Source organism: Arthrobacter pigmenti, assembly GCF_011927905.1.
Classification (GTDB): domain Bacteria; phylum Actinomycetota; class Actinomycetes; order Actinomycetales; family Micrococcaceae; genus Arthrobacter_D; species Arthrobacter_D pigmenti.
On record NZ_JAATJL010000001.1, the window covers coordinates 3398638 to 3421587 of the forward strand.

Here is a 22950-nt window from a genome sequence, read left to right on the forward strand (position 1 = left end):
AGCTAGAACCCGCCGGTATCGGCCGCCATGTTGTTGAAGCGCGAGTAGTGGCCCTGGAAGCCGACCACGAGCGTCTTGGTGGGGCCGTTACGGTGCTTCGCCACGATGACATCGGCTTCACCGGCGCGGGGCGACTCCTTGTCATACACGTCGTCGCGGTGAAGCAGGATCACCATGTCCGCATCCTGCTCGATTGAGTTGTGAACGGCGATTCCGTTGGCTACGAAGTTATGGTTTCCGAGAACAGTGGCGTCGAAGACTTCTTCCTCACCGTCCGCCTCAATACTGATGATGCTGTCCCAAAGGAGGTCATTGACGGCCATGACATCAAGTTCGGCAGAATCAAGCACTGCCGCGACGCGAGCCAAGCGCGGACGTGATGGTGCTCGCTTGAAGAGCGTGGACCCGCAATACCGCGTACCGATGGCCGCTTGAAATGCCCGGTGGGTGATCTCTTTCTCAGCGAGGATCGCCTTCACGTCATCCCACACCTGCAGCGGGACGGTATCGACGTTCGTGTTTGCTGCCTTGTCCCGGATGATCTCAAGTAAGCGGTCACACGCTACTGAGCGTTCGCCATGAACGCCGATCTCTTGAAGAAATCTCCTTTGATCGTCACCACCTGAGACGTCCAGCGTGTAGCCCGGCCGGTAGTTGCCTTTTGCTGTGGCCTTTTTGACACGGGCGCTGATGCCGAACCGCAAGAGCAGGCGGGCGACGTCGTCGACAAGTCGTCTGGACGTGGAGGCATAGTAGATCCGTCCACCCGTGCCCGCCCGATTGACGGTCACAGAACCGTCCGTTGCCCAGAGGTGCTTGAGGAACAGGGAAATTTGAACTTTCGGCAGGGCGAAGACGTCCTCCGGGACAAACTTCTCGTGGCTCCGGGCGCCAAAGAGACCGAGAGAGTCCAGCCAAGCAGCAATCGGGTTTCGTTTACCGTGAGTGAGACGGTAAGGGGCGGGAAGGCGCACGGTGATGCAGCGTGCCGCGGCATAGTCGTCACGCACAGCGGAGACACCGAAGTGCTCGGCTGCGTTGGATACCGCCTGGACGTTTGCTTCGTCTTTTGTTGCGTATCGGATGGGTTGGCGCTTAACGAACGAACCGTCGCCCAGCAAATGGCCGAGCAAGATCACTTGGGAGTTCTCCCAGTGCGTACGTTGCGACGGACCGTTGACGTGACGCGGCACTCCAAGTCGATCACCGACCTTGAGATCACCGAGCGGGCGCCACCCGTCGTAGGTGAAGAAGGGGTGGTTGGACGTGGCGCGGACCGTCTTCCCGGACGCAAGCGTCAGCCGGTACACCTGCTTGATACCGGTGGAAAAGACGTGGGTGAGGTGGCGCTCGACATAGCGAAGGCTCTCATCCAGTGACCAGACGGGGACGTCTTTCGCTCCGGCTCGGAATAACTCGCCCATCGTGGTTTCGGCGCCAGTGTCCGAGCGCAGGACTCTCGTATCAGCCGTGAGGCATCCGGATTCGCGAAGGTCGGAGACCATTGGGCGCTTGTCTGTGCGCTGCTCGGAGCCACGGTTCAGCTGTGAGAGAGCGACGACGGGTACGTTCAGTTCCTTTGCGAGCAGCTTCAACGCGCGGGAGAACTCCGAGACTTCCTGCTGGCGCGACTCAACCCGTTTGCCCGAGGACATCAGCTGAAGATAATCCAGTACGACGAGCTTCAGATCATGTCGCTGCTTGAGTCGCCGGCACTTCGCCCGGATCTCCATGAGCGACATGTTGGGGCTGTCATCGATAAACAGTGGAGCATCGTTCATGCGACCCATGGTCGTGGCGATCTTGCCCCACTGCTCGTCCTTCACGGTGCCCTTGCGCAGATCCTGCAGGCCGATGGTGGCTTCCGCGGACAGCAGGCGCATCGCGATTTCGTTTCTGCCCATTTCGAGGGAGAAGAACACCGTTGTCATGTTGTGCTTGATTGCAGCCGACCGCGCCCAGTCCAGTGCGAACGTCGATTTCCCCATTGCCGGCCTGGCGGCGATGACGATCATCTGCCCGCCGTGCAGCCCCTGAGTCAGCTCATCAAACTCATAGAAGCCCGTCGGAACGCCGGTCATGCCTTCGCCGCGGTGCCCGGCGGACTCAATCTCGTCCACCGTGCCCTCGATGATGTCCTTCAGCGGGACGTAATCCTCGGCGGTGCGTCGCTCCGCGACGGCGTACACCTCCGCCTGGGCGGCGTTGACAATGTCATCCACTTCGCCGTCGTTCGAATAACCCAGCTGAACAATCTTGGTGCCGGCATCAACCAAACGGCGAAGAACTGCGCGCTCACGAACGATTTCCGCGTAGAACCCAGCGTTCGCGGCAGTCGGTACGGACTGGATGAGGGTGTGAAGATAAGCGGGTCCGCCGATCCGGGAGATTTCGCCGCGTTTGGTCAGCTCATCCGAGACGGTGACGGCATCCGCAGGCTCGCCGCGGCCGTAGAGGTCGATGATCGACTCATAAATGCTCTCGTGTGCCGGGCGGTAGAAGTCCACGCCCCGAAGCACCTCAACGCAATCGGCGATGGCGTCCTTCGAAAGCATCATTCCACCGAGTACCGATTGCTCGGCAACAAGATCCTGTGGGGGCGTACGGGAAAACTCCGGAGACCGTGTGTCTGATGATGAATCCGCATGAGTCAAAGACACGTGTGCGGCCTTTCTTCCCGTAGCTTCCCCGAACCCACTGGCCGAACTGGACGGTCAGGAATTTCGAGCTGATATGGAATAACTACCAGCTGCTACTGACAGTCTTGCGGTGTGGGATACCCCGCAACGCTAGTCCCCAACGGCACCCACGCCAACTGGGTTATCCACAGGGGATGTGCATAAGTGGGTAATTGCTCGGCGTGTTGTGTGCACAGCTTGGGGACAAAGGTGTGGATTTGCGAACAGTTTTTAGCGGAAACCGGCTCTGACTAGGCGAAACAGTGCAAACACTCTGTGGATAAAAAGAATCTAGGTAGCAACATTCATCCTCAGATTCCATGTTGACAGAACCGCAAAATGCCCGTACAGGTCCCGGTTATGCACCTGCTATCCACAAGTACACAGCTAGCTGATTGTGTTCTGAATCACAGTCTAGATAGGGCATGACGGCCGTGTATGCCGCTCCCCTGATGGACGGGAGTCGGTCATGCAAGGGAAGGCATACTCCTAGAAATCGAACATCTCGCCGAGCCAGTTATCCTTCTTCTTCCGGTACGGCTTCTGGCCGCGCGGGTCATAACCGCGTCCCTCGTAGCCTCGGTAGTCATCTCCGCGACGGTTGTCCCGCTCAAAGCGGTGATCGCGGGAGTCGTCGTACCGTCCATGATCGCGCTCGGAGGGGCGCGGCGCCCGGTTCAGCAGAGGCGACGGCAGGGGCGGAGCCACAGGCGGTGCCGACGGCGCATGCGGACGCTCAGGGCCGGCAAGCGCAGCAGCCCGGTCGAGGATCTTGTCCAGCTCTCCCCGGTCCAGCCATACCCCGCGGCAGGTAGGGCAATAGTCGATTTCGACACCGCTACGTTCAGACATCACGAGGTCAATATTGTCGACGGGACATTTCATGAGCGTTCCTCCGGGTTCGGTTGCGCGCAGCTGGTGCCACCGACTGCTGGCTCACCCACTGATCGCCTGCGATACTGCCCTACATGGCTGAAAACAAGACTATGCCCACCGAGGCATCTGTACAGGATTTCATCGCAACGGTTCCCAATGAACGACGACGCCGGGATGCGGAGACATTGCTGGCGATAATGGAGCGGGTAACCGGGCTGGAACCGGTCATGTGGGGACCGTCCATGATTGGCTTCGGAAGCTACCACTATAAGTACGCGACCGGCCGCGAGGGAGACGCACTCGCAACCGGCTTCTCGCCGCGAAGCGCCAACCTGGTGCTGTACGGGCTGACTGAAGCTCCAGGATCGGCTGAGCTACTGGAGAAGTTGGGCCAGCACAAGACCGGCGCCGCGTGCCTCTATATCAACAAGCTCGACGACGTCGACCTCGGGGTTCTCGAGCAGCTCACAGCAATGGGCCACCGACACGTAAGCACGACCGACTACACGTTCTCCTGAGCCGCCCGCGGAACTTTCGTGCAGCTCTGGCGGCTTCCACGCCGTCGAAGTCACCAGAGCTGCACGAAAGTTCCGGGAATAGTCCGCGCAAGCGAAAGGCCCCCGCTCAACCGAGCGGAGGCCTTTCGTTGAGCGCTGTCAGCGCCCTAGCTACTTAGCGCTAAGTGGCTTTCCCCAACCTCGCTTCGCTCGCTTGGGGACCCCTGTTGTTCAGCTGGCGACGACGTTAAGATCGATCGTGGCCGCGACGTCCTCGTGCAGACGAACGTTGGCCTGGTAGCGACCAACCGACTTGATGTGTGCCGGCAGTTCAACCTTGCGCTTGTCGATTGAGCCGAGGCCTGCAGCCTCAACAGCCTTCGCGACGTCCTCGGCCTTGACGGTACCGAAGAGACGTCCGGACTCGCCGGCCTTGACGGTCAGCTTGACAGGTTTCGCCTGGAGTGCGGCAGCCTGGCGCTGGGCATCCTCAAGGGAGGCGTGCTCACGTGCGCTGCGCGCAGCCTTGATTGACTCGACCTGCTTTTCGCCACCCTTGGTCCAGGTGAGGGCGAAGCCGCGGGGCAGAAGGTAGTTACGTGCGTAACCGTTCTTCACCTCGACAACATCGCCGGCAGTGCCGAGACCGGTGACTTCCTGGGTCAGAATAAGCTTTGCCATGGTGTAAGTTCCCTTTCCTTAGCCGCGGCCTGCGCCGGAGTAAGGCAGGAGGGCAACTTCGCGGGCGTTCTTGATTGCCTGTGCGATCTTGCGCTGTTCCTGCACGGTGACGCCGGTAACGCGGCGTGCACGGATCTTTCCGCGGTCGGAAATGAACTTACGCAGCAGTGCTACGTCCTTGTAGTCGATGACGGTGACGTCAGCGGCCTTCAAGGGGTTTGACTTTGGTTTGGGCTTACGAAGTTCAGCCTTAGCCATCGTGGTGCTCCTTATGTCTGGTGGAGCCCGCAGAACGGTTCTGCGGGATGGGAATTACTACTGGTGCACAGCGATACCGTGCACACGACGGTTAGAACGGTGGCTCGGAAGAATCCGGGCCGTTGCCCCAACCAGACGAGTTGCCGCCGGCAGGCGCTCCCCAGGGATCCTGGGACGCCTGGCTCTGGCTTTGCTGCTGCTGGCCGCCGCTCCAACCCTGGTTGGAACCGCCGCCACCGCCGAAGTTGCCGTTGTCTCCGCCGAAGCCACCACCGCCACCGCCTGAGCGCTGGGTGCGGCTGACCTTCGCGGATGCGTAGCGCAGGGATGGACCGATTTCGTCCACCTCCAGTTCCATGACGGTGCGCTTCTCGCCTTCCTTGGTTTCATACGAACGTGACTTGAGGCGGCCCTGGGCAACAACGCGGGTTCCCTTAGTGAGGGTTTCCGCGACGTTTTCAGCCGCTTCACGCCAGACCGACGCACGGAGGAACAGCGTTTCGCCGTCCTTCCATTCGTTGGACTGACGGTCGAAGGTCCGCGGCGTCGACGCAATGGTGAAGTTCGCCACTGCGGAGCCTGACGGGGTGAAACGAAGTTCCGGGTCGCTGGTGAGATTACCGACGACCGTGATTGTGGTCTCGCCTGCCATGGTGCCTCCTACGGTCACTGGCCCACCGGGGTGGACCTGGTTTTTGAAGCCGAAATTACTCGGCAGAAACCTTCTGCTCCTCGGGGCGGATGATCTTGGTGCGCAGGATGGTCTCATTCAGACCAAGCTGGCGGTCAAGTTCAGCAGCGATAGCCGGAGTAGCGGTGAAGTTGACGACGGCGTAAATGCCCTCGGCCTTCTTCTTGATTTCGTAAGCCAGGCGGCGACGTCCCCAGATGTCTACCTTGTCTACGGTTCCTTCACCATTGCGAACAACGTTCAGGAACTTCTCGAGTGTTGGCTCAACGGTACGTTCCTCGACATCGGGGTCGATGATTACCATCAGTTCATAAGCACGCATTTGTGAACCCACCTCCTCTGGGCTAAACGGTCGCGGTCCTTCCGCAACAGGAGGTTCTTTTGCGTTGGTTCGGCCCCGAAACCGCACATTTCCGCGGTTCCGCGCAGGCACGAACTCATCAATACTATCCGAATTAACGGGCCGCTCCGAACCGGCTGTGGACAACTAGATCGTGGTCGAGAAGAAGCGTTCCGTGATCCGCGTGAGCTGGTACGGGTCCTCAACTCCGCACAGTTCGCGCGCTGAATGCATGGACAACAGCGGCACTCCGACATCGACCGTCCGGATTCCCAGGCGCGTGGCCGTCAGCGGCCCGATGGTGGACCCGCACGGCATCACGTTATTCGATACGAATTCCTGGTACGGCGCTCCGGCGTCGCGGCACAGCCTTGCCCAATATGCAGCGCCCGGTGCGTCCGTGGTGTACCGCTGGTTGGCGTTGATCTTCAGCAGCGGCCCGCCGTTCAGGACCGGGTGGTTCGCGGGGTCGTGCCGCTCTGCGTAGTTCGGGTGAACGGCGTGGCCGGCGTCGGCGGAGACACAGAACGACGACGCCAGAGCCCGCCTCCGCGCTTCGGTGTCAGCTCCCAGCCCGGCCGAGATCCGGTGCAGGATGTCCTCAAGGAACGGTCCACTCGCACCGGAGCGTGAGGCACTGCCCACTTCCTCGTGATCAAAGGCGGCCAGCACGGCGATGGGAGCGCCGTCGTCGTCGTGCTTTGTCGCGTGGATCAGGGCGGTAAGCCCGGCGTGCACCGAGGAGAGATTGTCCAGCCGGCCCGAGGCGAAGAACTCACCGTCTGCGCCGAAGACGCGGGGTTCCTGGGTGTCGGCGACGATGACGTCAAACCCGCCGACCTCCGCCGCCTCCAGATCCGCGTCCACCGCCAGCAGCTGCAGCAGGTCAGCCCGCGCAGGGTCGCCAAGCCCCCAGACGGGGTTCATATGCTGCTGCTTGTCCAGCTTCAGCCCGTCATTGACTGCGCGGTCGAGGTGGATCGCGAGCTGCGGAAAACGCAGGAGGGGGCCGGTATGGACGAGGTGCTCGGCGCCGTCGTGCGTGACCAGACGACCCGCAAACGCAAGCTCGCGGTCCAGCCAGGAGTTCAGCAGCGGCCCACCGTAAACCTCGACGCCGGCCTGAAGCCAGCCGTGTCGGCCGATCGTCGGCTTGGGCTTGAGCTTGAAGGACGGCGAATCGGTGTGCGCGCCGAGGATATGGAAGCCGGTGGTCTCCGTGGCAGCGGCCGGGGTGCGCCAGGCGATCAGCGCGCCGTCGCGGATGACGAAGTAACGGCCGGGCCCGCCGTCCCAGGCGTCCTCCTCGAGCAACCGGGTGAATCCTGCTGCCTGTAAGCGCCGGCCACCCTCATGGGCGGCGTGGAAACTCGAGGGCGAGGCGCTGACGTAAGCGCCGAGATCAGCAATGTGGGCGTGAGCGGCAGTCATGCATTCCACCCTAGCGCTAGAAATCCAGCCCCTGGCTTGGCGTCACCAGACCGGTCTCATAGGCGTACACCACGGCCTGAACGCGGTCGCGCAGGTGCAGCTTGGTGAGAATCCGCCGCACGTGCGTCTTCACCGTCGCTTCGGAGAGGAAGAAGCGGTGGGCCAGTTCCGCGTTGGAGAGCCCCTCCGCGATCGCCTCCAGCACTTCCAGTTCCCGCGGCGTCAGGTCCGCGAGCAGCGGATCGCGGGGCGGTTTTGGCGCGTCCGGTTTGGAGCGCACGTACGTCTCGAGCAGGCGCTGGGTAATCCGGGGAGCGACGACGGCGTCACCGCTCGCGACCACGCGCACGGCGCGCACCAGTTCGTCCGGCGCCACGTCTTTGAGCAGGAACGCCGAGGCGCCGGCCTGCAGTCCGGCGAACGCGTACTCGTCGAGGTCGAACGTGGTGAGAATGATGATCCGGGCGCAGGATCCGGAGGCTGTGATGCGCCGGGTCGCTTCGATGCCGTCCATCACCGGCATGCGGACATCCATGAGGACGACATCGGGAGCCAGGCTGCCGACGAGCCGGGCGCCCTCCGCGCCGTCGGATGCCTCGCCGACAATGTGCATGTCCTCTTCACCCTCGAGGATGAGGCGAAAGCCCATGCGCAGAAGCGGCTGGTCGTCCACGAGAAGGACTTTGGTCGGTTCACTCACGCCGTTTTCTCCTGCTCTTGGGGTATCTCCAGTGCCGCGCTAACCACCCAGCCGCCGGATGGTCCGGGTCCGCACTTCACGGTACCGCCGTAAATCGCTGCACGTTCGCGCATGCCCGCGATCCCCTGCCCCGTTCCAATCGAAGCGGCGGGCTCCATGGCGCCACGGCCGTCGTCGGACACACGGACCTTCACCGTACTTCCCACCCGCGCGATCGCAACGTCAACGGTGGTTACCGCCTTGCCGTACCGCAGCACGTTGGTCAGTGACTCCTGGATGATGCGGTAGACAGTCAGTTCGAAGGCCGGATCTCCCGGCAACCCGGGACCACTCAACTGGACACGAATGGGCAGGCCCGCCGCGCGGAAGCCATCAAGGAGGCTGGCGAGCGATCCCGTAGCCGGGAGCGGAGCCAGCGGCGCGGCGTCGGGCCCTTCCCTCAGGACGCCCAGGACCCTGCGCATGTCTGCGAGCGCTGTCCGGCCGGTGGCGGAAAGCTCAGTGAGCACTTGGCGCGCACGGTCCTGATCTCGTTTCATGACGACGGCGGCGCCATCCGAGAGCGCGACCATCACTGAGAGGGAGTGGGCGACGACGTCGTGCATCTCGCGTGCGATCCGGTTGCGTTCATTCGCTGACGCCAGTTCGGCGTTGCGGTCCGCCCAGTCGCGGAGTTCGTTCTCGTGCTTGCGCTCGCGCCGGACGCTCACGCCGACGCCCATCGCGACGGCGTACCACATGACGATGAAACCCATGACAACCCAGATCAGGAAGGGAAACTCGTCCGGCATCATGTTCGGCGTGAACCACAGGGGCGCGATCGAGATGACAAGGGCGCCGATGAGCGCGCCGATCGCGACGCGGATCTTGTGCGAAACGGCAACCACGTACAGGGCGAACCAGATGGCGATGCCGACGCTGGAACGCGCCTCCGACAGCAGTAGCGCGAAGGGTTCCACAGCGCACAACAGCGCGAGCACGATCAGCGGCCGGCTACGCCTGAAAGCCAGGATGACGGCCGCTACGCCGATCGGGAGCACGCTCCACCAGCCCGTCGGTACCTCTGCGGCGAAGAAGACGTTGGGGACGCTCGCAAGCAGGAAGAGCAGTACGACGACGGCGTCCATCACCCGCGGACGGTTACGGAAGAACCGGCGGATGGGGCCGAGCCGTCGTGCGTTAATCTCGGTGAAGGAGACGGCAGCCGTTCGTTCCGCCGTCCCCTTCACCGAGGTCTTTTCACTCATGGAGTGAGCTTATTGTGCGCGTGCCTAGACGTCGCGCTTCTTCGTGACCAGCAGGGAGATCAGCAGGAGACCCAGGGCCCAGCCGCCGAGGACCAGTGCACCCTGCCATTGGTTGAGGGCGCCGTCGGCGATGTCGATGGCGACCATCTGGGCGGCACCCGCATCAGGAAGGAACCGGGCGGCGTCGGGAATCCAGTCGGCAATGCCGGCAAGAAGCGTCATCACGAGGATCGGCACAACGAAGAGCAAGCCGATCGTGGTGACCACGCCGCCCGCCGTGTTGCGCAGGAGCGTTCCGATGGACATCGCCATGACAGCGACCAGCGCCAGAACCGAGCCGGTGTTGATGATGTGCAGCAGGACGCCGTCAGTGCCGAGGCTGAAGTTGAGTTCAGACGGCGTCAGGATCGGCTGAGCCACAAGGTAACCGAGGAAGGCGGATCCCGCTCCGAGAACAAAGGCGATCAGGGCGAAGACAAGCTGCTTGGCAAGCAACGCCGGAATGCGCTTCGGGACGGCGACCATGGTGGACCGGATCATGCCCGTTCCCCACTCGGAAGCGATCAGGACCACCGCGAGGGAGCCGATAAGGAGCTGTCCGAATACGACGCCGGAGCCCGGGATGGTGGAAACAATGGAGGTGGCATCTGGTGCACCCTGCATCTGGGCGGCCATCTCCGGGTCGGACTGGAAATCGAGGAGCACCGTGGTCTGCCAGGCGAAAAGTGCTGCGAAACCAACCATGACTATCAAGGTGATTGCCAGCAGAATCACTGTGGAGGGGACCGTGGTGACCTTGATCCATTCGGACTTCAGGACTCGTCCGAAGCTGACTCCGGATCCCGTGGTGGTGCGGCGCGATGCGGTTGTAGTCTGCGGCGCGCTCGCCGTAGCTGTGTGTGCCATGGTTACTTTCCTCCCTGGGCGCCGGCTCCGGCGGGGGCCTGCGGAAGATCATGTGAGTGGTACTCGACTGCATCGCCCGTGAGTTGCATGTAGGCCTCTTCAAGGGACGCCTGCAGCGGCGTGAGTTCGTAGACGAGCACCTGGTTGGCGAGGGCCGCCTGCGCGATCCGGCGCGTATCGGCACCGGTGATTTCGAGGAGTTCGGGCTCGAGCTGCTGGGTGGTGACGCCGTCGGCCGCCAGGGCCCTGACCAGCTCTCCCGGATTCTCGGTGCGGACCCGGGTGCGTGACTGGCCCTGGCCCGCGATGATTTCGCTGATCGGTGCGTCGGCGATGATCCTGCCGCGGCCGATCACAATGAGGTGGTCCGCGGTGAGCGCCATCTCCGACATGAGGTGGGAGGACAGGAAGACCGTGCGGCCCTCGGAAGCCAACCCTTTGACAAGGTGGCGGACCCACTGGACGCCCTCGGGGTCGAGACCGTTGACCGGCTCGTCGAGGATGACGGTGTGCGGGTCACCGAGTAGCGCGGCGGCAATGCCGAGGCGCTGGCCCATACCGAGGGAGAACCCCCCGACGCGCTTCTTGGCGACAGGGCCGAGGCCGGTCATGTCGATGACTTCCTTGACCCGGCTGTTGGGGATCCCGTGGGTCGCGGCCATCGCGCGAAGGTGGTTGTAGGCGCTGCGCTTGGTGTGGACGGCTTTCGCGTCGAGCAGTGCGCCGACTTCGCGAAGTGGTGCCGCATGCTGTGCGTAGTGCTTTCCGTTGACGCGGACGTCACCGCCTGAGGGACGATCCAGGCCGACAATCATGCGCATGGTGGTGGACTTGCCGGCTCCGTTGGGGCCGAGGAAGCCGGTCACCTGGCCGGGCTTCACGGTGAAGGAAATGCGATCTACGGCCGTCTTGGAGCCGTAGCGTTTGGCCAGCTCTGCTGCCTCAATCATGGTGGGCATCCTTGGGAAGAGGGGTTTCTTGGAATACTTCCACCCTACTTATCCGTGTGCACCGCGACGCCGCCCAGAGGGATGATCTTGCTCTGGCCGCCGGTACGTCGAAAGGATGATCCCCGCGAACCCCGAACGTCGTCGAGTGGGCGCTGATGACGGGTTCCCCGCGGAATCCAGTTGTTTCTGCCGGCTCGATGTTGCTCAGGGGGTGGTTGAGGCCAGGGACTGCGGGCGGCCGGAGACTTCGATCTCGTACTGCTCGAGTGTTTCGAGGTTGACCGCCGTGATGCCAGGCCAGAATCCGTCACGAGTGTAGCCACCGGAGAGGAGCGCGTACTGGGTGCCGGCGGCGTCCGTCCACGGGAGCACGGTTTCATGGAGCCGGTCGAGCGGCACAATCTCCTCCCGGCCCATAGCCGGGTCGCGGATGGTCAGGTTCGGTTCCCCTGTCGCGTTCCCGAACGCGCCCGTGCCGATCGCCAGCAGTTTCCCGTCGGTATAGGCCGCACCGTGCTGATGAGAATTCGCCGTCATCTCCTCCACAGCAACGGTGCCGGTGGCCGGATCGACGACGGCGAGCGCCAGCCCCTGGTGGGGCAGGAGGAGGTTGCCGTCGTCGTCGATCGCGCCGTAATGGGGCTTCTCCCACGAGGCCAGGCCACCCTCCGTGCCGAAAGGGGCGACTTCAATCCGTCGGGCAGCGAACGTACCGGATTCGACAATGTGAACCGAGAACGAATCGTGATCGATCGTATAGATCTCAGAGCCGTCATCCGAGAGGAGGATGTCGAAGGGGCGCAGTCCCACCTCGACGTTTGCGATTGACTGTCCTGCCGCGACGTCGATCTTCTCCAGCACCGACGTACCGCCCGCGACGACGACGGCGACATACACGGTGCTGCCGTCATCACTGGCCACGATTCCGGTTCCGCCGGGCCGGTACTCCCCGAACTCGACCCGCGCGGGTTGATGCGCATGAGGGATCAAAGCGGTACGTGCTCGCCGGTCGAGATCGACGACGGCGACGCCTTCCGCTGTGGAGACAAACGCCTGCCCAGCCGCCACGTACACATCCCACGGTGCAGCACCGACCGGGATAGTGTCCTGGACCGGGTTCTCCCGATCGGCGGGATCAATCAGCAGGACGCTGTCGCCTGAAGCATCGGTGGCGAGGACAAGATCCGGCTCAGCGGCAGGCGGCTTGGCAACGTCCGGCGTCTGAACGGAAACCGGAGGCTCCGTCAGCGGCGGTCTGGAGATTTCGACCGATAACGACGGCTCGGCCGGCTCAGGAGATTCAGACGGCGCATCAACCGGCACTGCCGTGCACGCGCTCATCAGGAGCAGGCAGAGTACGACGACGACGCGGCGGAGCATGCATCCATTGTCGCCTGCGCGTCGTCTACTCCGGGAAGCGCACCGAGCGGGCGCCAGTAACCATTCTCTTGCGAAAAGGGTTCTGAGCGCCCGCTCGAAGTATCCGTGGTGCAGAGAGTCAGCGTGAGCTGATGGACTTGTACTTCTTCACGGCTAGCGGCACAAAGATGGCGAGCATCAGTACAGCGCCTATCAGTACCGTCGGGATGGCATTCTGCATTGGCCAGGCGTCAGGCACGGGTGCCGTACCAACGTTTCCGAATAGCTCACGGGCCGCCTGCACGAGGGCAGATACCGGGTTCCAATTGGCAAAGGTCTCGAGAGGAGCCGGAAGGTTCTGGGGCTGCACAAAGGCATTCGAGATGAACGTCAACGGGAAGAGGATCATAAATGAGGCATTGTTGATCGTCTCAGCTGACTTCACCATCATCCCGAGCAGCGCCATTACCCAACTGAACGCGAACGAGAACAGCAGTAGCAGGCCAACCCCGGCAAGGAACTCCGGAACCGAGGTGTTGACCCTCCACCCAACAAGGAAGCCTGTGCCGATCATGATGAGCATGGAAATGGCGTTCAGAACGAGGTCGCTTACCGTACGGCCGATCAGCACCGCCGACGAGCTCATGGGCAGAGTTCTGAAGCGGTCGATGATTCCCAGCTTCAGGTCCTGCGCCATGGACGCCCCGGAGAAGGTGGAACCGAAGACGACCGTCTGGGCGAAAATGCCTGCCATCAAATATTGCACGTAATCGGTGCCTTGGACCTGTATGGATCCGGCGTAGATCTGACTGAACAGCAGTACGAACATGATGGGTTGCAGAACTGCGAAAATCAGCATGTCCGGGGATCGTTTGATCTTGATCAGGTTTCGTTTGGTTACGGTCCATCCGTCAGATAACCACATGGCGCCTGCACTCATTCGGGCCGGTTCGATGCCCGATCGGACTCCCTGAGTAAGGACGCTCACTGTGCTTTCTCCATCTCTGCGTTTTCGGGGACTTCCTCTTCAGCCCGATGCCCTGTGAGTTTCAGGAAGACATCATCGAGGCTGGGCCGCCGCATCCCGGCGTCGTGCAGTTCGATGCCCGCCTGACCGAGATCGGCGAGCACATACTGCAGCGCGCGCGGTCCCTCGATCACGGACACCTCAACGGTGCGGTCGTTTACGATCGGCTCGCCGTCGCCATGGCGGCCCAGAATTTCGCGGGCGGTACCGGCGTCGGACTCGTTGACAAGCGTGACGACCACACGGTGGCCGCCGATCTGCGCCTTCAACTGGTCCGAGGTGCCTTCGGCGATGACCTTGCCGCCGTCGATCACAGCAATGTCGTCAGACAGGTGGTCCGCTTCCTCAAGGTACTGAGTGGTGAGCAGCAGCGTGGTGCCCTCCTTCACCAGGTTGTTGATGATTTCCCACAGCGCAAGCCTGCTCCGCGGGTCCAACCCGGTGGTGGGTTCGTCAAGGAAGAGGATCTTGGGATTGATCACCAGTGCGCCGGCGAGGTCGATCCGACGGCGCATGCCTCCGGAAAACCCCTTCACCGGGCGATTGCCGGCTTCGGTCAGCTCGAACTGGTCGATCAGTTCCTGTGCCCGCTTGCGGGCGGTCCTGGCTCCCAGGTGGTAGAGCCTGCCGACCATCTCAAGGTTCTCGAACCCTGTCAGGTTTTCGTCCACCGCGGCGTACTGGCCGGACGCCCCAATGATGCGGCGGGCAGCCTTCGGGTTGCGGACGACGTCGATCCCATCGATGTGTGCGGAACCTTCGTCCGGCTTGATCAGGGTGGTGAGAACTTTCACTGCCGTCGTCTTACCCGCGCCATTCGGCCCGAGCAATGCCTTCACAGTTCCCTGCGGAACCGAAAGGTTGAGGCCCGCCAGCGCATGCACGGGACCGCTCTTCGATTTATATGTCTTCGTCAGACCCTCGGCCTGGATGATTGTCATGGGTCAACCCTAGGTTTCTACAGTCGTGGGATTAAGAGCATTGCGGACAGATTCGGTCCGCAGGAGCGGAGCCCAATCTCGAACGGCCTCCAGCAGCATAACCAACTAATTGGGATTTCTCAATCAGTTGGCAACTCACGCTGGGGCGCCGGTGGAAGGGAATGCATTCAAGTAGATGTTCACACTGTAGACATATGGACGCCCGCAAGGCAACGATCCGCGTGTACCACGTAGGTTGCATGTCTATCTAGTCAGTGTAACGATGTACAGGTGATGAACGAGAGTGAGTGGCCGAGCGAATGGCTCCGGGGCGTGCTCATGCCGTGCGTCCTCAACATCCTCGTCGGCGAGACGACGTACGGATACGTCATCAGTCAACGCCTCACCGCTGCAGGACTGGGAAAGATCAAGGGCGGAACCCTCTACCCCCTGCTTGGGAGGTTGGAGAAGGACGGGCTGGTCTCCATCGAATGGCGGGCCGGCGAAGGCGGACCGGGCCGGAAGTACTACTCCCTCACCGCCACGGGCCGGGAGCAGGCCAACTCAAGCACCGAAGACTGGAAACGCTTCTCAAACGCTGTGTCCGCGCTCCTCAATTCAACACAGAACGAAAACAGGGGGAATCAGCATGGGTAGGTCACCAATGAAAGCGATTAATCGACATCGTTATGCGCTCGAGCGCGAGCTTGCTCCAGCGGTGGAAGAGGAGTGGGCCGAGAAACTGATCCTTGAACTCCGGTTGACCGGGGTGAGCGGCAAGCGGATCGGCGACGCGCTCTCGGAAGTGAATTCCCACTGCGCGGACAGCGGCCAGAACGCGCATGATGCCTTCGGTGACCCTGTTGAGTACGCACGCTCCTTGAAGCTGCCACCGGATCTGTCAACGGGTGCGTTCCGTGCCGCTGCACCTCTTGCCGTGCAGCTTGCCGGCTCGGCCGCCGTTCTGGACGGGCTTCGCTCAATCAATAGCGGCGGGCCGGTGCTCTTCTCGTTGGGCGAGGCCGTTGTCGTCGCGCTTGTGCTCGGAGCGCTGATACTTCTCACCACGCAACTCGAGTGGCTGCTCCGGGCCTTCGTCAGGAGGCCCATCGCCGCCATCGTCGTTCATTCCATGCTTCTGGTGGCCATGCTCGTTGCGCTTGTCTCGCTCGACGACGTCACGCTCGCGCAGTTCCCGGCGTGGCCCACGTTTGCGGCGGGGACGACCGTCCTTCTTTTCGGGGTCGCGGGGCAACTCTCCGATTTGAGGAGAAAGCGCGGCGGAGTCGAAGACCCCGTCACGTCACCCCTGAAGCGAACCACCGAGCGGAAACCACTGCGATCCCGCCTGGCGTCCTCTGCCGTATTCTGGATCATCCCCATCTACACCGCCGTATTTGCAACCCTCGCTCTCCTGCCCGCCTAGCGGACCAGCAGCGGTTCGAAGAAAGCAGCCAACTCGTCGGTCGCAGTCAGTGGCAGCACGTTCGCCACATACTGGTCCGGACGAACGACGACGACGGCGCCATCGCGGCTGATGCCGCGCAGCTCGAAGATGTCTTCAGCCGGATCAACGCCGAACACCTTCTCCAGATAGTTGAGCCCGAACGGGCCGACCTGTGGTTTGAAGATTTCCGGGACAGCGTTGATGTCGATGCTCGGGTGATCCTGCTGGTAGATGACCTTGACGTCGAACCAGGCGTCAAGGTCCGCTCCCTCGGGGGTGGCTGTCAGCGGTGAGTCCGGCGCAGTCGCTATCCACGCCGCGAAGTCCCCGACCGGTGACGGCGTGCCCGGAAGCGCTTCGTCAGCGAAGACGTAGATGCGCCAGCGACCATCCGCCTTGGCTTGATGGCCCAAATGGACGGGATTGGTGTCGCACACACGCACAACGGGAGCCGATTTGAAGCGCTTCCCGATGGTGAACCCGGTAGCCAGCTCTTGGTGCTTAGGCTCAGCGACCACCATCGAGGGCGCGTACTCGGTCATGAATCCGGCAGGGAACTCTGCGGTGCGCACGTAGAAGTCCTCGAGCTCGGATGGATTTTCGAACTCCTCGGGGCGCTTGGCCATCAGCGTGGACCACTGCCTGTCGAAGTCGATCAGGTTCTTCGCAACTACCTGCCGCTCCGCTGAATAGGTGGCCAACAAGGATTCGGGGCTGCGGCCCTCCAGCACGTGCCCCAGCTTCCAGCCGATGTTGAAGCCGTCCTGCATCGAGACATTCATGCCCTGGCCGGCCTTTGCGCTGTGCGTGTGGCAGGCGTCTCCGGTGATGAAAACGCGCGGCGTCCGGGTGCCGAGCTCAGCCAGGATCACGTCGTCGAACCGGTCAGTCAGCCGGTGACCTACCTCGTACACGCTGTGCCAGGCGACGCTGCGTACGTCCAGCGTGTAGGGATGCAGGATCGCGTTGGCCTTCTGGATGATCTCCTCGATGGTGGTGCGGCGGACGGCTCCGGCGTCATCCGGACGCACCTCTCCAAGGTCCACATACATCCGGAACAGGTGCCCGCCCTCACGCGGAATGAGGAGGATGCTGCCGCCGGAGACGGACTGAATGGCGCACTTGAGGCGGATGTCGGGGAAGTCCGTGACCGCGAGGACGTCCATGACGCCCCACGCGTGGTTCGCCTTATCGCCCGCCATCGTGCAGCCGATCGCCTCGCGGACCTTGCTGCGCGCTCCATCAGCACCGACGACGTACTTGGCGCGGACCGTCCGCTCCTCACCCTCATTGGGGCCGGTGGTGTGTCCCAAGGTCACGGTGACCGGGTACTCACCCTCTCCGGCGACCTCAAGGCTGCGGAACTCGAGCCCATAATCCGGCGCCATCCGCGCGGGCGAGTTAGCCATGAACTCCGCGAAGTAGTCGAGGACGCGCGCCTGATTGACGATGAGGTGGGGGAATTCGCTGATCCCCGTAGGGTCGTCCTCCGTGCGGGCAGTCCGTACGATGCGTGAGGGGTCAGCACGGTCCGGCTTCCAGAACGCCATCTCCGTGATCCGGTACGCCTCGGCTGTGATGCGCTCGGCGAAACCGAACGCCTGGAAGGTCTCGACGCTTCGGGCCTGGATGCCGTCTGCCTGGCCGATCGCCAACCTTCCGCCGCGCCGTTCCACGATCCGCGTGGTGACCCCGGGAAACTGGGAAAGCTGGGCGGCCGCGAGCATGCCTGCTGGCCCGCTTCCGACAATGAGCACGTCTACCTCATCCGGGAGATCCTTTGGACGGTTCAGCCCGACGCCTGCCGCCGGTTCAACTCGCGGGTCACCGGATACGTAACCGTGGTGATGAAACTGCACGGGCTTCTTCCTCACTTCTTCGTGGAGCTGAGTTCGTTATTTGAACAATGCGTTCAATAGTCGAGCCATTGCTTTGGCACATACTGTAGGACAACTATGAGCTGGACCACAAGGACGGGTTGACGCCTGCCTGATGCTCCGGCAGACTTCGTATATGATTTCGTACCTGATTAGGTACGATACCGCATTCGACCAAAAGGAGGCGCTGTGACTCTGGAGTCCCAACCGCAGGACCTCACCGACGATCTGCTGGCCCGGACCCGCAAGGTCATCGCCGTCCACATCAATTACCCCAGCCGGGCGGCCCAGCGGGGACGCACACCGGAACAGCCCTCCTACTTCCTCAAGCCGTCGTCGTCGTTGGCTCTCGGTTCCCCTTCGAATCCAGGCGTGGTCGAGCGCCCGGCCGGCTGCGAGCTTCTCGGCTATGAGGGCGAAATCGCCCTCATCATCGGCAAGCCGGCACGGCGAGCGAGTCCTGAGGACGCTTGGAGCCACGTCCAGTGGGTGACCGCCAGCAACGATCTCGGCGTTTATGACCTGCGCTACGCGGACAAGGGCTCCAACCTTCGCTCCAAGGGGGGCGACGGCTTCACACCGGTTGGTCCCGCCCTTATCCCCGCAGGCGACGTAAACCCTGCCAAATTGCGCATCCGCACATGGCACAACAGCGATCTGGTGCAGGACGACACAACGGAAGATCTTCTGTTCCCGTTCAACCGGCTGATTGCGGACCTCTCTCAGCTGCTGACGCTCGAAGCCGGAGACATCATCCTCACAGGTACGCCTGCCGGCGCCTCCGTGGCGGAACCGGGAGACGTGGTCGAGGTGGAAGTCAGCGCCGGGGACCTGAGGAGCGGCAGGCTCACCACGAGAATCACCGAAGGCACGACGCCGTTCGCGGACTTCGGCGCGCTTCCCAGGACAGATGACACCCAGCGGGAAGAGGCCTACGGCTCGCGCGAAGCCGCAGGGTTGGAACCCGCCGCGAAAGCCCTGACGCCGGAGCTGAAGAAGAAGCTCGAAAGCGTCGCCACCGCCACCCTTTCCTCGCAGCTTCGCAAACGCGGACTGAACAACGTGAGCATCGACGGCTTGCAGAGCACCCGTCCGGGAAGCCGCGTGGTGGGAACCGCGCGCACCCTCCGGTACGTGCCCAACCGCGAGGATCTGTTCAAGTCCCACGGCGGCGGCTTCAACGCCCAGAAGCGTGCGATCGATTCAGTGAACGACGGCGAGATCATCGTCATGGAGGCACGCGGAGAGAAAGGCACGGGCACAGTAGGTGATGTCTTGGCGCTCCGCGCCCAGGTGCGCGGTGCGGCAGCCATCATCACCGACGGCGGCGTCCGCGACTTCACGGCCGTCGCTGAACTTCAGATGCCAACCTACTTCTCCAACCCGCACCCAGCGGTGCTGGGCCGCAAACACGTTCCCTGGGACACCGACATCACCATTGCATGCGGTGGAGCAACCGTTCAGCCCGGCGACATTATCGTGGCCGATTCCGACGGGATCCTGGTGATCCCCCCGGCCCTGGCTGGGGAACTCGCGGATGACTGTATCCAACAGGAGAACGAGGAGACGTACATCTTCGAGATGGTCAAGCAAGGCCACAGCGTGGACGGGCTGTTCCCCATGAACGCTGAATGGAAGGCCAAGTACCGGGAGTGGGCTTCAACGCAATCGAAGCCCGCGGAAGGGAAAATCGGTGACTGAATCCGCCGTCGTCGTACACGAAGAAGCGAAGCCGGGCAGCAAGTCCGAGCAGGCCTACGCCGCCGTCAAGGCGCGGATAGTCAATGGCACTTACTCACCGGGCTACCGGCTGGTGCTCGCGAGAATTGCCCACAGTCTCGGGGTCAGCGTGGTTCCCGTGCGTGAGGCGATCCGCAGGTTGGAAGCCGAAGGGCTGGTGACATTCGAACGGAATGTCGGCGCCACCGTTTCGGGAATCGATCCCACCGAATACCTCTACACCATGCAGACGCTGAGCATCGTTGAAGGTGCAGCCACGGCCCTGTCGGCACCGCTGATCGATTCCGTGGCGATAGGGCGTGCGCGTGCCGTCAACGAGGAAATGCGGGAGTGCCTTGAGCACTTCAATCCGGACCGTTTCACGGCACTGAACCAGGACTTCCACGGCATCCTGTTTGAGCACTGCCCCAATCCGCACATCCTGGACCTTGTGCACCGCGGCTGGAACCGACTTGCCGCGCTGCGGTCATCGACGTTCCGTTTTGTGCCCGGCCGCGCCCAGGAATCAGTGCTCGAACACGAGCTGCTGCTTCACCTCATCGAAACAAATGCCGACGCCGACGCCATCGAACACGAGGCCCGCCGGCATCGCGCTGCCACCCTTGAGGCCTACCTCGCGCAGGCTCCAACCACAACCCAGTAAATTTCCAGCCAGTCAGGAAGAGACGATGACGAACACATCCCCTGCAACCAACACTCACTACGTTCCCGAGGATCTGCCGACGCACATCCAGCACTACATCGACGGGCAATTTGTCGATTCGATCAGCGGCAAAACCTTCGACGTCCTTGATCCGGTGTCCAACGGCAACTACGCCACCGCAGCGGCCGGCCAGAAAGAGGACATTGACCGCGCTGTGGCTGCGGCGCGCGAAGCTTTCGTCAACGGTCCATGGCCGAGGATGAAGCCCCGCGAGCGGGCGCGCGTCCTGAACCGGATCGCTGATGCGGTCGAAGCGCAGGAAGACCGCCTGGCCGAACTTGAAACCTTTGACACGGGGCTGCCCACCACGCAGGCAAAAGGACAGGCCCGCCGCGCCGCCGAGAACTTCCGCTTCTTCGCGGACCTGGTCGTTGCCCAGTTCGACGACGCCATGAAGGTTCCAGGCTCACAGATCAACTACGTCAACCGGAAGCCGATCGGCGTTGCGGGCCTCATTACCCCCTGGAACACCCCGTTCATGCTGGAATCCTGGAAGCTGGCGCCCGCACTGGCAACCGGCAACACCGTGGTCCTGAAGCCCGCCGAATTCACACCGCTCTCGGCGTCACTGTGGGCGCAGATCTTCAAGGATGCGGGCCTCCCCGACGGCGTCTTCAACCTTGTGAACGGCCTTGGCGAAGAAGCCGGGGACGCCCTGGTCAAACACCCTGACGTACCGCTGATCTCCTTCACGGGCGAAACCACCACCGGGCAGCTCATCTTCCGCAACGCCGCCGAGAACCTCAAAGGTCTCTCGATGGAACTTGGCGGAAAGTCGCCATGCGTGGTCTTTGCTGACGCCGACCTCGACGCCGCTCTTGACTCAGCCCTGTTCGGCGTCTTCTCGCTCAACGGCGAGCGCTGCACCGCAGGCTCCCGCATTCTCGTGGAGCGGGCCATCTACAACGAGTTCTGTGAGCGGTACGCAGCGCGGGCGAAGACCATAGTCGTCGGCGACCCACATGATCCCAAAACCCAGGTCGGTGCCCTGGTCCACCCTGAGCATTACGAGAAGGTGGCCTCCTACGTGGAGATCGGGAAGTCCGAGGGGCGCCTGCTCGCCGGAGGCGGCCGTCCCGAGCACCTCCCCGAAGGCAACTACATCGCACCGACGGTGTTTGCCGACGTAGCACCCGAGGCACGGATCTTCCAGGAGGAGATCTTCGGTCCCGTTGTGGCTATCACCCCCTTCGATAACGACGACGAGGCGCTGGCCCTGGCGAACAACACGAAGTACGGACTGGCCGCCTACATCTGGACGCAGAACCTGACCCGCGCCCACAACTTCTCGCAGAACGTCGAGGCGGGGATGGTGTGGCTCAACAGCCACAACGTCCGCGATCTGCGCACCCCGTTCGGCGGAGTGAAAGCATCCGGCCTGGGCCACGAGGGCGGTTACCGCTCCATTGACTTCTACACGGACCAGCAGGCGGTGCACATCACGCTCGGCGCCGTGCACACGCCGAAGTTCGGCAGCGTTGACGACGCCGCCAGCACTGAAGGCTGATCCCTCCCCCGCTCAACACAGCTCAAAGAAGAGAGAGTTTCATGACCAACTTCGTACCGACCCCGTCGGCCCCGGCACCGGACATTGTCCGCTGCGCGTATATGGAGCTTGTCGTCACCGATCTGGCGAAGTCGCGGGAGTTCTACGTCGACGTCCTCGGCCTGCACGTCACCGAGGAGGATGAGAGCACCATCTACCTGCGTCCCCTCGAAGAGTTCATCCACCACAACCTGGTGCTCCGCAAGGGGCCGGTTGCCGCCGTCGCTGCTTTCGCCTACCGGGTCCGCAGCCCCGAGGAAGTGGACGCCGCCGAGGCGTACTACCAGGAGCTGGGCTGCCGTACCGAGCGCCGGAAGGACGGGTTCACCAACGGAATCGGCGACTCGGTCCGGGTGGAGGATCCGCTCGGCTTCCCGTACGAGTTCTTCTACGAGGTGGAGCATGTTGAACGCCTCACCCAACGTTATGACCTCTACTCCGCGGGCGAACTGGTCCGGTTGGACCACTTCAACCAGGTCACCACAGATGTCCCCCGTGGCCGTAGGTACCTGGAAGACCTTGGCTTCCGCGTCTCCGAGGACATCAAGGATTCCGACGGCGTGACCTACGCCGCGTGGATGCACCGCAAGCAGACAGTGCATGACACCGCGTTGACCGGTGGCGATGGTCCCCGCATGCACCACGTTGCCTTCGCCACCCACGAGAAGCACAACATCATCCAGATCTGCGACAAGATGGGCGCACTGCGCATTAGCGACAGGATTGAGCGCGGGCCGGGGCGGCACGGCGTCTCCAACGCCTTCTACCTCTACATCCTCGACCCGGACGATCACCGCATCGAGATCTACACCCAGGACTACTACACAGGCGACCCGGACAACCCTACGGTCACCTGGGATGTGCACGACAACCAGCGCCGCGACTGGTGGGGCAACCCCGTTGTACCTTCCTGGTACACGGAGGCCTCGCTGGTGCTGGACCTGGACGGCAACCCGCAGCCCGTCATCGAACGCGAGGAGAAGAGCGAAATGGCTGTCACCATCGGCGCGGACGGGTTCTCCTACACGCGTGAGCCCGGCGAGGAAATGGGCTTCAAGCTCGGATCGCAGCTGTAG

At 62.6% G+C, this 22950-nt stretch carries 22 protein-coding genes; 7 read left to right on the forward strand and 15 right to left on the reverse strand.

Translation table 11 applies throughout. From position 1 onward, the window contains the following. Nucleotides 1-2 precede the first annotated feature (2 nt). Together BJ994_RS15985 and BJ994_RS15990 are read right to left on the reverse strand one after the other, a co-directional pair. On the reverse strand, nt 3-2660 hold the full coding sequence (locus tag BJ994_RS15985; protein WP_167995416.1) for a replicative DNA helicase: 2658 nt from the start codon (nt 2658-2660) through the stop codon (nt 3-5). Between the two features lie 507 nt (nt 2661-3167). Continuing rightward, complete coding sequence (locus tag BJ994_RS15990; protein WP_167995417.1) at nt 3168-3563, reverse strand: TFIIB-type zinc ribbon-containing protein; 396 nt, start codon at nt 3561-3563, stop codon at nt 3168-3170. An 83-nt stretch (nt 3564-3646) separates the two neighbouring features. On the opposite strand from BJ994_RS15990, the gene BJ994_RS15995 reads away from it, so the two are divergent. Continuing rightward, the gene (locus BJ994_RS15995) at nt 3647-4072 is read left to right on the forward strand and encodes a DUF1801 domain-containing protein (protein WP_167995418.1); all 426 of its coding nucleotides are present in this window, start codon (nt 3647-3649) and stop codon (nt 4070-4072) included. 210 nt (nt 4073-4282) lie between these two features. Here the strand turns inward: BJ994_RS15995 and rplI are convergent, their stop codons facing one another. From rplI to BJ994_RS16055, 12 genes are all read right to left on the reverse strand, one after another. Next, nucleotides 4283-4732, reverse strand: a complete 450-nt coding sequence (gene rplI, locus BJ994_RS16000) for a 50S ribosomal protein L9 (RefSeq protein ID WP_167995419.1) — start codon at nt 4730-4732, stop codon at nt 4283-4285. Nucleotides 4733-4750: 18 nt separating this feature from the next. Next, nucleotides 4751-4990 carry a 30S ribosomal protein S18 gene (gene rpsR / locus BJ994_RS16005; RefSeq protein WP_005273147.1) on the reverse strand — a complete coding sequence of 80 codons (240 nt, stop codon included), beginning with the start codon at nt 4988-4990 and terminating at the stop codon, nt 4751-4753. A gap of 91 nt (nt 4991-5081) precedes the next feature. Further along, complete coding sequence (locus tag BJ994_RS16010; protein WP_167995420.1) at nt 5082-5642, reverse strand: single-stranded DNA-binding protein; 561 nt, start codon at nt 5640-5642, stop codon at nt 5082-5084. Nucleotides 5643-5697: 55 nt separating this feature from the next. After that, nucleotides 5698-6003: a 30S ribosomal protein S6 gene (gene rpsF / locus BJ994_RS16015; protein WP_167995421.1), complete on the reverse strand. Its 306-nt coding sequence runs from the start codon at nt 6001-6003 to the stop codon at nt 5698-5700. A 165-nt stretch (nt 6004-6168) separates the two neighbouring features. Beyond that, on the reverse strand, nt 6169-7452 hold the full coding sequence (locus BJ994_RS16020; RefSeq protein ID WP_167995422.1) for a M18 family aminopeptidase: 1284 nt from the start codon (nt 7450-7452) through the stop codon (nt 6169-6171). A 16-nt stretch (nt 7453-7468) separates the two neighbouring features. After that, the gene (locus tag BJ994_RS16025) at nt 7469-8152 is read right to left on the reverse strand and encodes a response regulator (RefSeq protein ID WP_167995423.1); all 684 of its coding nucleotides are present in this window, start codon (nt 8150-8152) and stop codon (nt 7469-7471) included. Next, the gene (locus BJ994_RS16030; protein WP_167995424.1) at nt 8149-9399 is read right to left on the reverse strand and encodes a sensor histidine kinase; all 1251 of its coding nucleotides are present in this window, start codon (nt 9397-9399) and stop codon (nt 8149-8151) included. Before BJ994_RS16030 ends, BJ994_RS16025 begins: the two co-directional genes overlap by 4 nt. A gap of 24 nt (nt 9400-9423) precedes the next feature. Continuing rightward, nucleotides 9424-10305 (reverse strand): ABC transporter permease, encoded by an 882-nt coding sequence (locus BJ994_RS16035; RefSeq protein ID WP_167995425.1) that lies wholly within the window; start codon nt 10303-10305, stop codon nt 9424-9426. Between the two features lie 2 nt (nt 10306-10307). Continuing rightward, complete coding sequence (locus tag BJ994_RS16040) at nt 10308-11255, reverse strand: ABC transporter ATP-binding protein (RefSeq protein ID WP_167995426.1); 948 nt, start codon at nt 11253-11255, stop codon at nt 10308-10310. A gap of 204 nt (nt 11256-11459) precedes the next feature. Next, nucleotides 11460-12635 (reverse strand): YncE family protein, encoded by a 1176-nt coding sequence (locus BJ994_RS16045; RefSeq protein ID WP_167995427.1) that lies wholly within the window; start codon nt 12633-12635, stop codon nt 11460-11462. 118 nt (nt 12636-12753) lie between these two features. Next, complete coding sequence (locus tag BJ994_RS16050) at nt 12754-13554, reverse strand: ABC transporter permease (protein ID WP_167996062.1); 801 nt, start codon at nt 13552-13554, stop codon at nt 12754-12756. Between the two features lie 44 nt (nt 13555-13598). Continuing rightward, nucleotides 13599-14582, reverse strand: coding sequence for an ATP-binding cassette domain-containing protein (locus BJ994_RS16055; RefSeq protein WP_167995428.1), 984 nt, complete (start codon nt 14580-14582; stop codon nt 13599-13601). A 273-nt stretch (nt 14583-14855) separates the two neighbouring features. Between BJ994_RS16055 and BJ994_RS16060 the strand changes: the two genes are divergently transcribed. Further along, on the forward strand, nt 14856-15218 hold the full coding sequence (locus tag BJ994_RS16060; RefSeq protein ID WP_167996063.1) for a PadR family transcriptional regulator: 363 nt from the start codon (nt 14856-14858) through the stop codon (nt 15216-15218). A gap of 7 nt (nt 15219-15225) precedes the next feature. Continuing rightward, complete coding sequence (locus tag BJ994_RS16065; protein ID WP_167995429.1) at nt 15226-15987, forward strand: hypothetical protein; 762 nt, start codon at nt 15226-15228, stop codon at nt 15985-15987. Here BJ994_RS16065 and BJ994_RS16070 read toward each other — a convergent pair. Further along, entirely contained in the window at nt 15984-17867 is a 1884-nt protein-coding gene (locus BJ994_RS16070) for an FAD-dependent monooxygenase (protein WP_167995430.1), read from the reverse strand. The genes BJ994_RS16065 and BJ994_RS16070 overlap by 4 nt on opposite strands. A 207-nt stretch (nt 17868-18074) precedes the next feature. Between BJ994_RS16070 and BJ994_RS16075 the strand changes: the two genes are divergently transcribed. The 4 genes from BJ994_RS16075 to hpaD are packed head-to-tail and all read left to right on the forward strand — an operon-like array spanning nt 18075 to nt 22950. Next, entirely contained in the window at nt 18075-19586 is a 1512-nt protein-coding gene (locus BJ994_RS16075; protein WP_167995431.1) for a fumarylacetoacetate hydrolase family protein, read from the forward strand. After that, nucleotides 19579-20268, forward strand: a complete 690-nt coding sequence (locus BJ994_RS16080) for an FCD domain-containing protein (protein WP_167995432.1) — start codon at nt 19579-19581, stop codon at nt 20266-20268. The genes BJ994_RS16075 and BJ994_RS16080 overlap by 8 nt, the downstream gene beginning before the upstream one ends. A 25-nt stretch (nt 20269-20293) precedes the next feature. Continuing rightward, nucleotides 20294-21835, forward strand: coding sequence for a 5-carboxymethyl-2-hydroxymuconate semialdehyde dehydrogenase (hpaE, locus tag BJ994_RS16085; protein ID WP_167995433.1), 1542 nt, complete (start codon nt 20294-20296; stop codon nt 21833-21835). Nucleotides 21836-21876: 41 nt separating this feature from the next. Then, nucleotides 21877-22950: a 3,4-dihydroxyphenylacetate 2,3-dioxygenase gene (gene hpaD, locus BJ994_RS16090; protein ID WP_167995434.1), complete on the forward strand. Its 1074-nt coding sequence runs from the start codon at nt 21877-21879 to the stop codon at nt 22948-22950.

Excerpts from the sequence above, each read along its gene's own strand:
- rpsF (WP_167995421.1), bottom strand. The coding sequence starts at position 6,003 with ATGCGTGCTTATGAACTGATGGTAATCATCGACCCCGATGTCGAGGAA.
- BJ994_RS16050 (WP_167996062.1), bottom strand. The coding sequence starts at position 13,554 with ATGAGTGCAGGCGCCATGTGGTTATCTGACGGATGGACCGTAACCAAA.
- BJ994_RS16030 (WP_167995424.1), bottom strand. The coding sequence starts at position 9,399 with ATGAGTGAAAAGACCTCGGTGAAGGGGACGGCGGAACGAACGGCTGCC.
- BJ994_RS15995 (WP_167995418.1), top strand. The coding sequence starts at position 3,647 with ATGGCTGAAAACAAGACTATGCCCACCGAGGCATCTGTACAGGATTTC.
- BJ994_RS16035 (WP_167995425.1), bottom strand. The coding sequence starts at position 10,305 with ATGGCACACACAGCTACGGCGAGCGCGCCGCAGACTACAACCGCATCG.
- BJ994_RS16055 (WP_167995428.1), bottom strand. The coding sequence starts at position 14,582 with ATGACAATCATCCAGGCCGAGGGTCTGACGAAGACATATAAATCGAAG.
- rplI (WP_167995419.1), bottom strand. The coding sequence starts at position 4,732 with ATGGCAAAGCTTATTCTGACCCAGGAAGTCACCGGTCTCGGCACTGCC.
- BJ994_RS15990 (WP_167995417.1), bottom strand. The coding sequence starts at position 3,563 with ATGAAATGTCCCGTCGACAATATTGACCTCGTGATGTCTGAACGTAGC.
- rpsR (WP_005273147.1), bottom strand. The coding sequence starts at position 4,990 with ATGGCTAAGGCTGAACTTCGTAAGCCCAAACCAAAGTCAAACCCCTTG.
- BJ994_RS16060 (WP_167996063.1), top strand. The coding sequence starts at position 14,856 with ATGAACGAGAGTGAGTGGCCGAGCGAATGGCTCCGGGGCGTGCTCATG.
- BJ994_RS16065 (WP_167995429.1), top strand. The coding sequence starts at position 15,226 with ATGAAAGCGATTAATCGACATCGTTATGCGCTCGAGCGCGAGCTTGCT.
- BJ994_RS16010 (WP_167995420.1), bottom strand. The coding sequence starts at position 5,642 with ATGGCAGGCGAGACCACAATCACGGTCGTCGGTAATCTCACCAGCGAC.
- hpaE (WP_167995433.1), top strand. The coding sequence starts at position 20,294 with ATGACGAACACATCCCCTGCAACCAACACTCACTACGTTCCCGAGGAT.
- hpaD (WP_167995434.1), top strand. The coding sequence starts at position 21,877 with ATGACCAACTTCGTACCGACCCCGTCGGCCCCGGCACCGGACATTGTC.
- BJ994_RS16040 (WP_167995426.1), bottom strand. The coding sequence starts at position 11,255 with ATGATTGAGGCAGCAGAGCTGGCCAAACGCTACGGCTCCAAGACGGCC.
- BJ994_RS16045 (WP_167995427.1), bottom strand. The coding sequence starts at position 12,635 with ATGCTCCGCCGCGTCGTCGTCGTACTCTGCCTGCTCCTGATGAGCGCG.
- BJ994_RS16020 (WP_167995422.1), bottom strand. The coding sequence starts at position 7,452 with ATGACTGCCGCTCACGCCCACATTGCTGATCTCGGCGCTTACGTCAGC.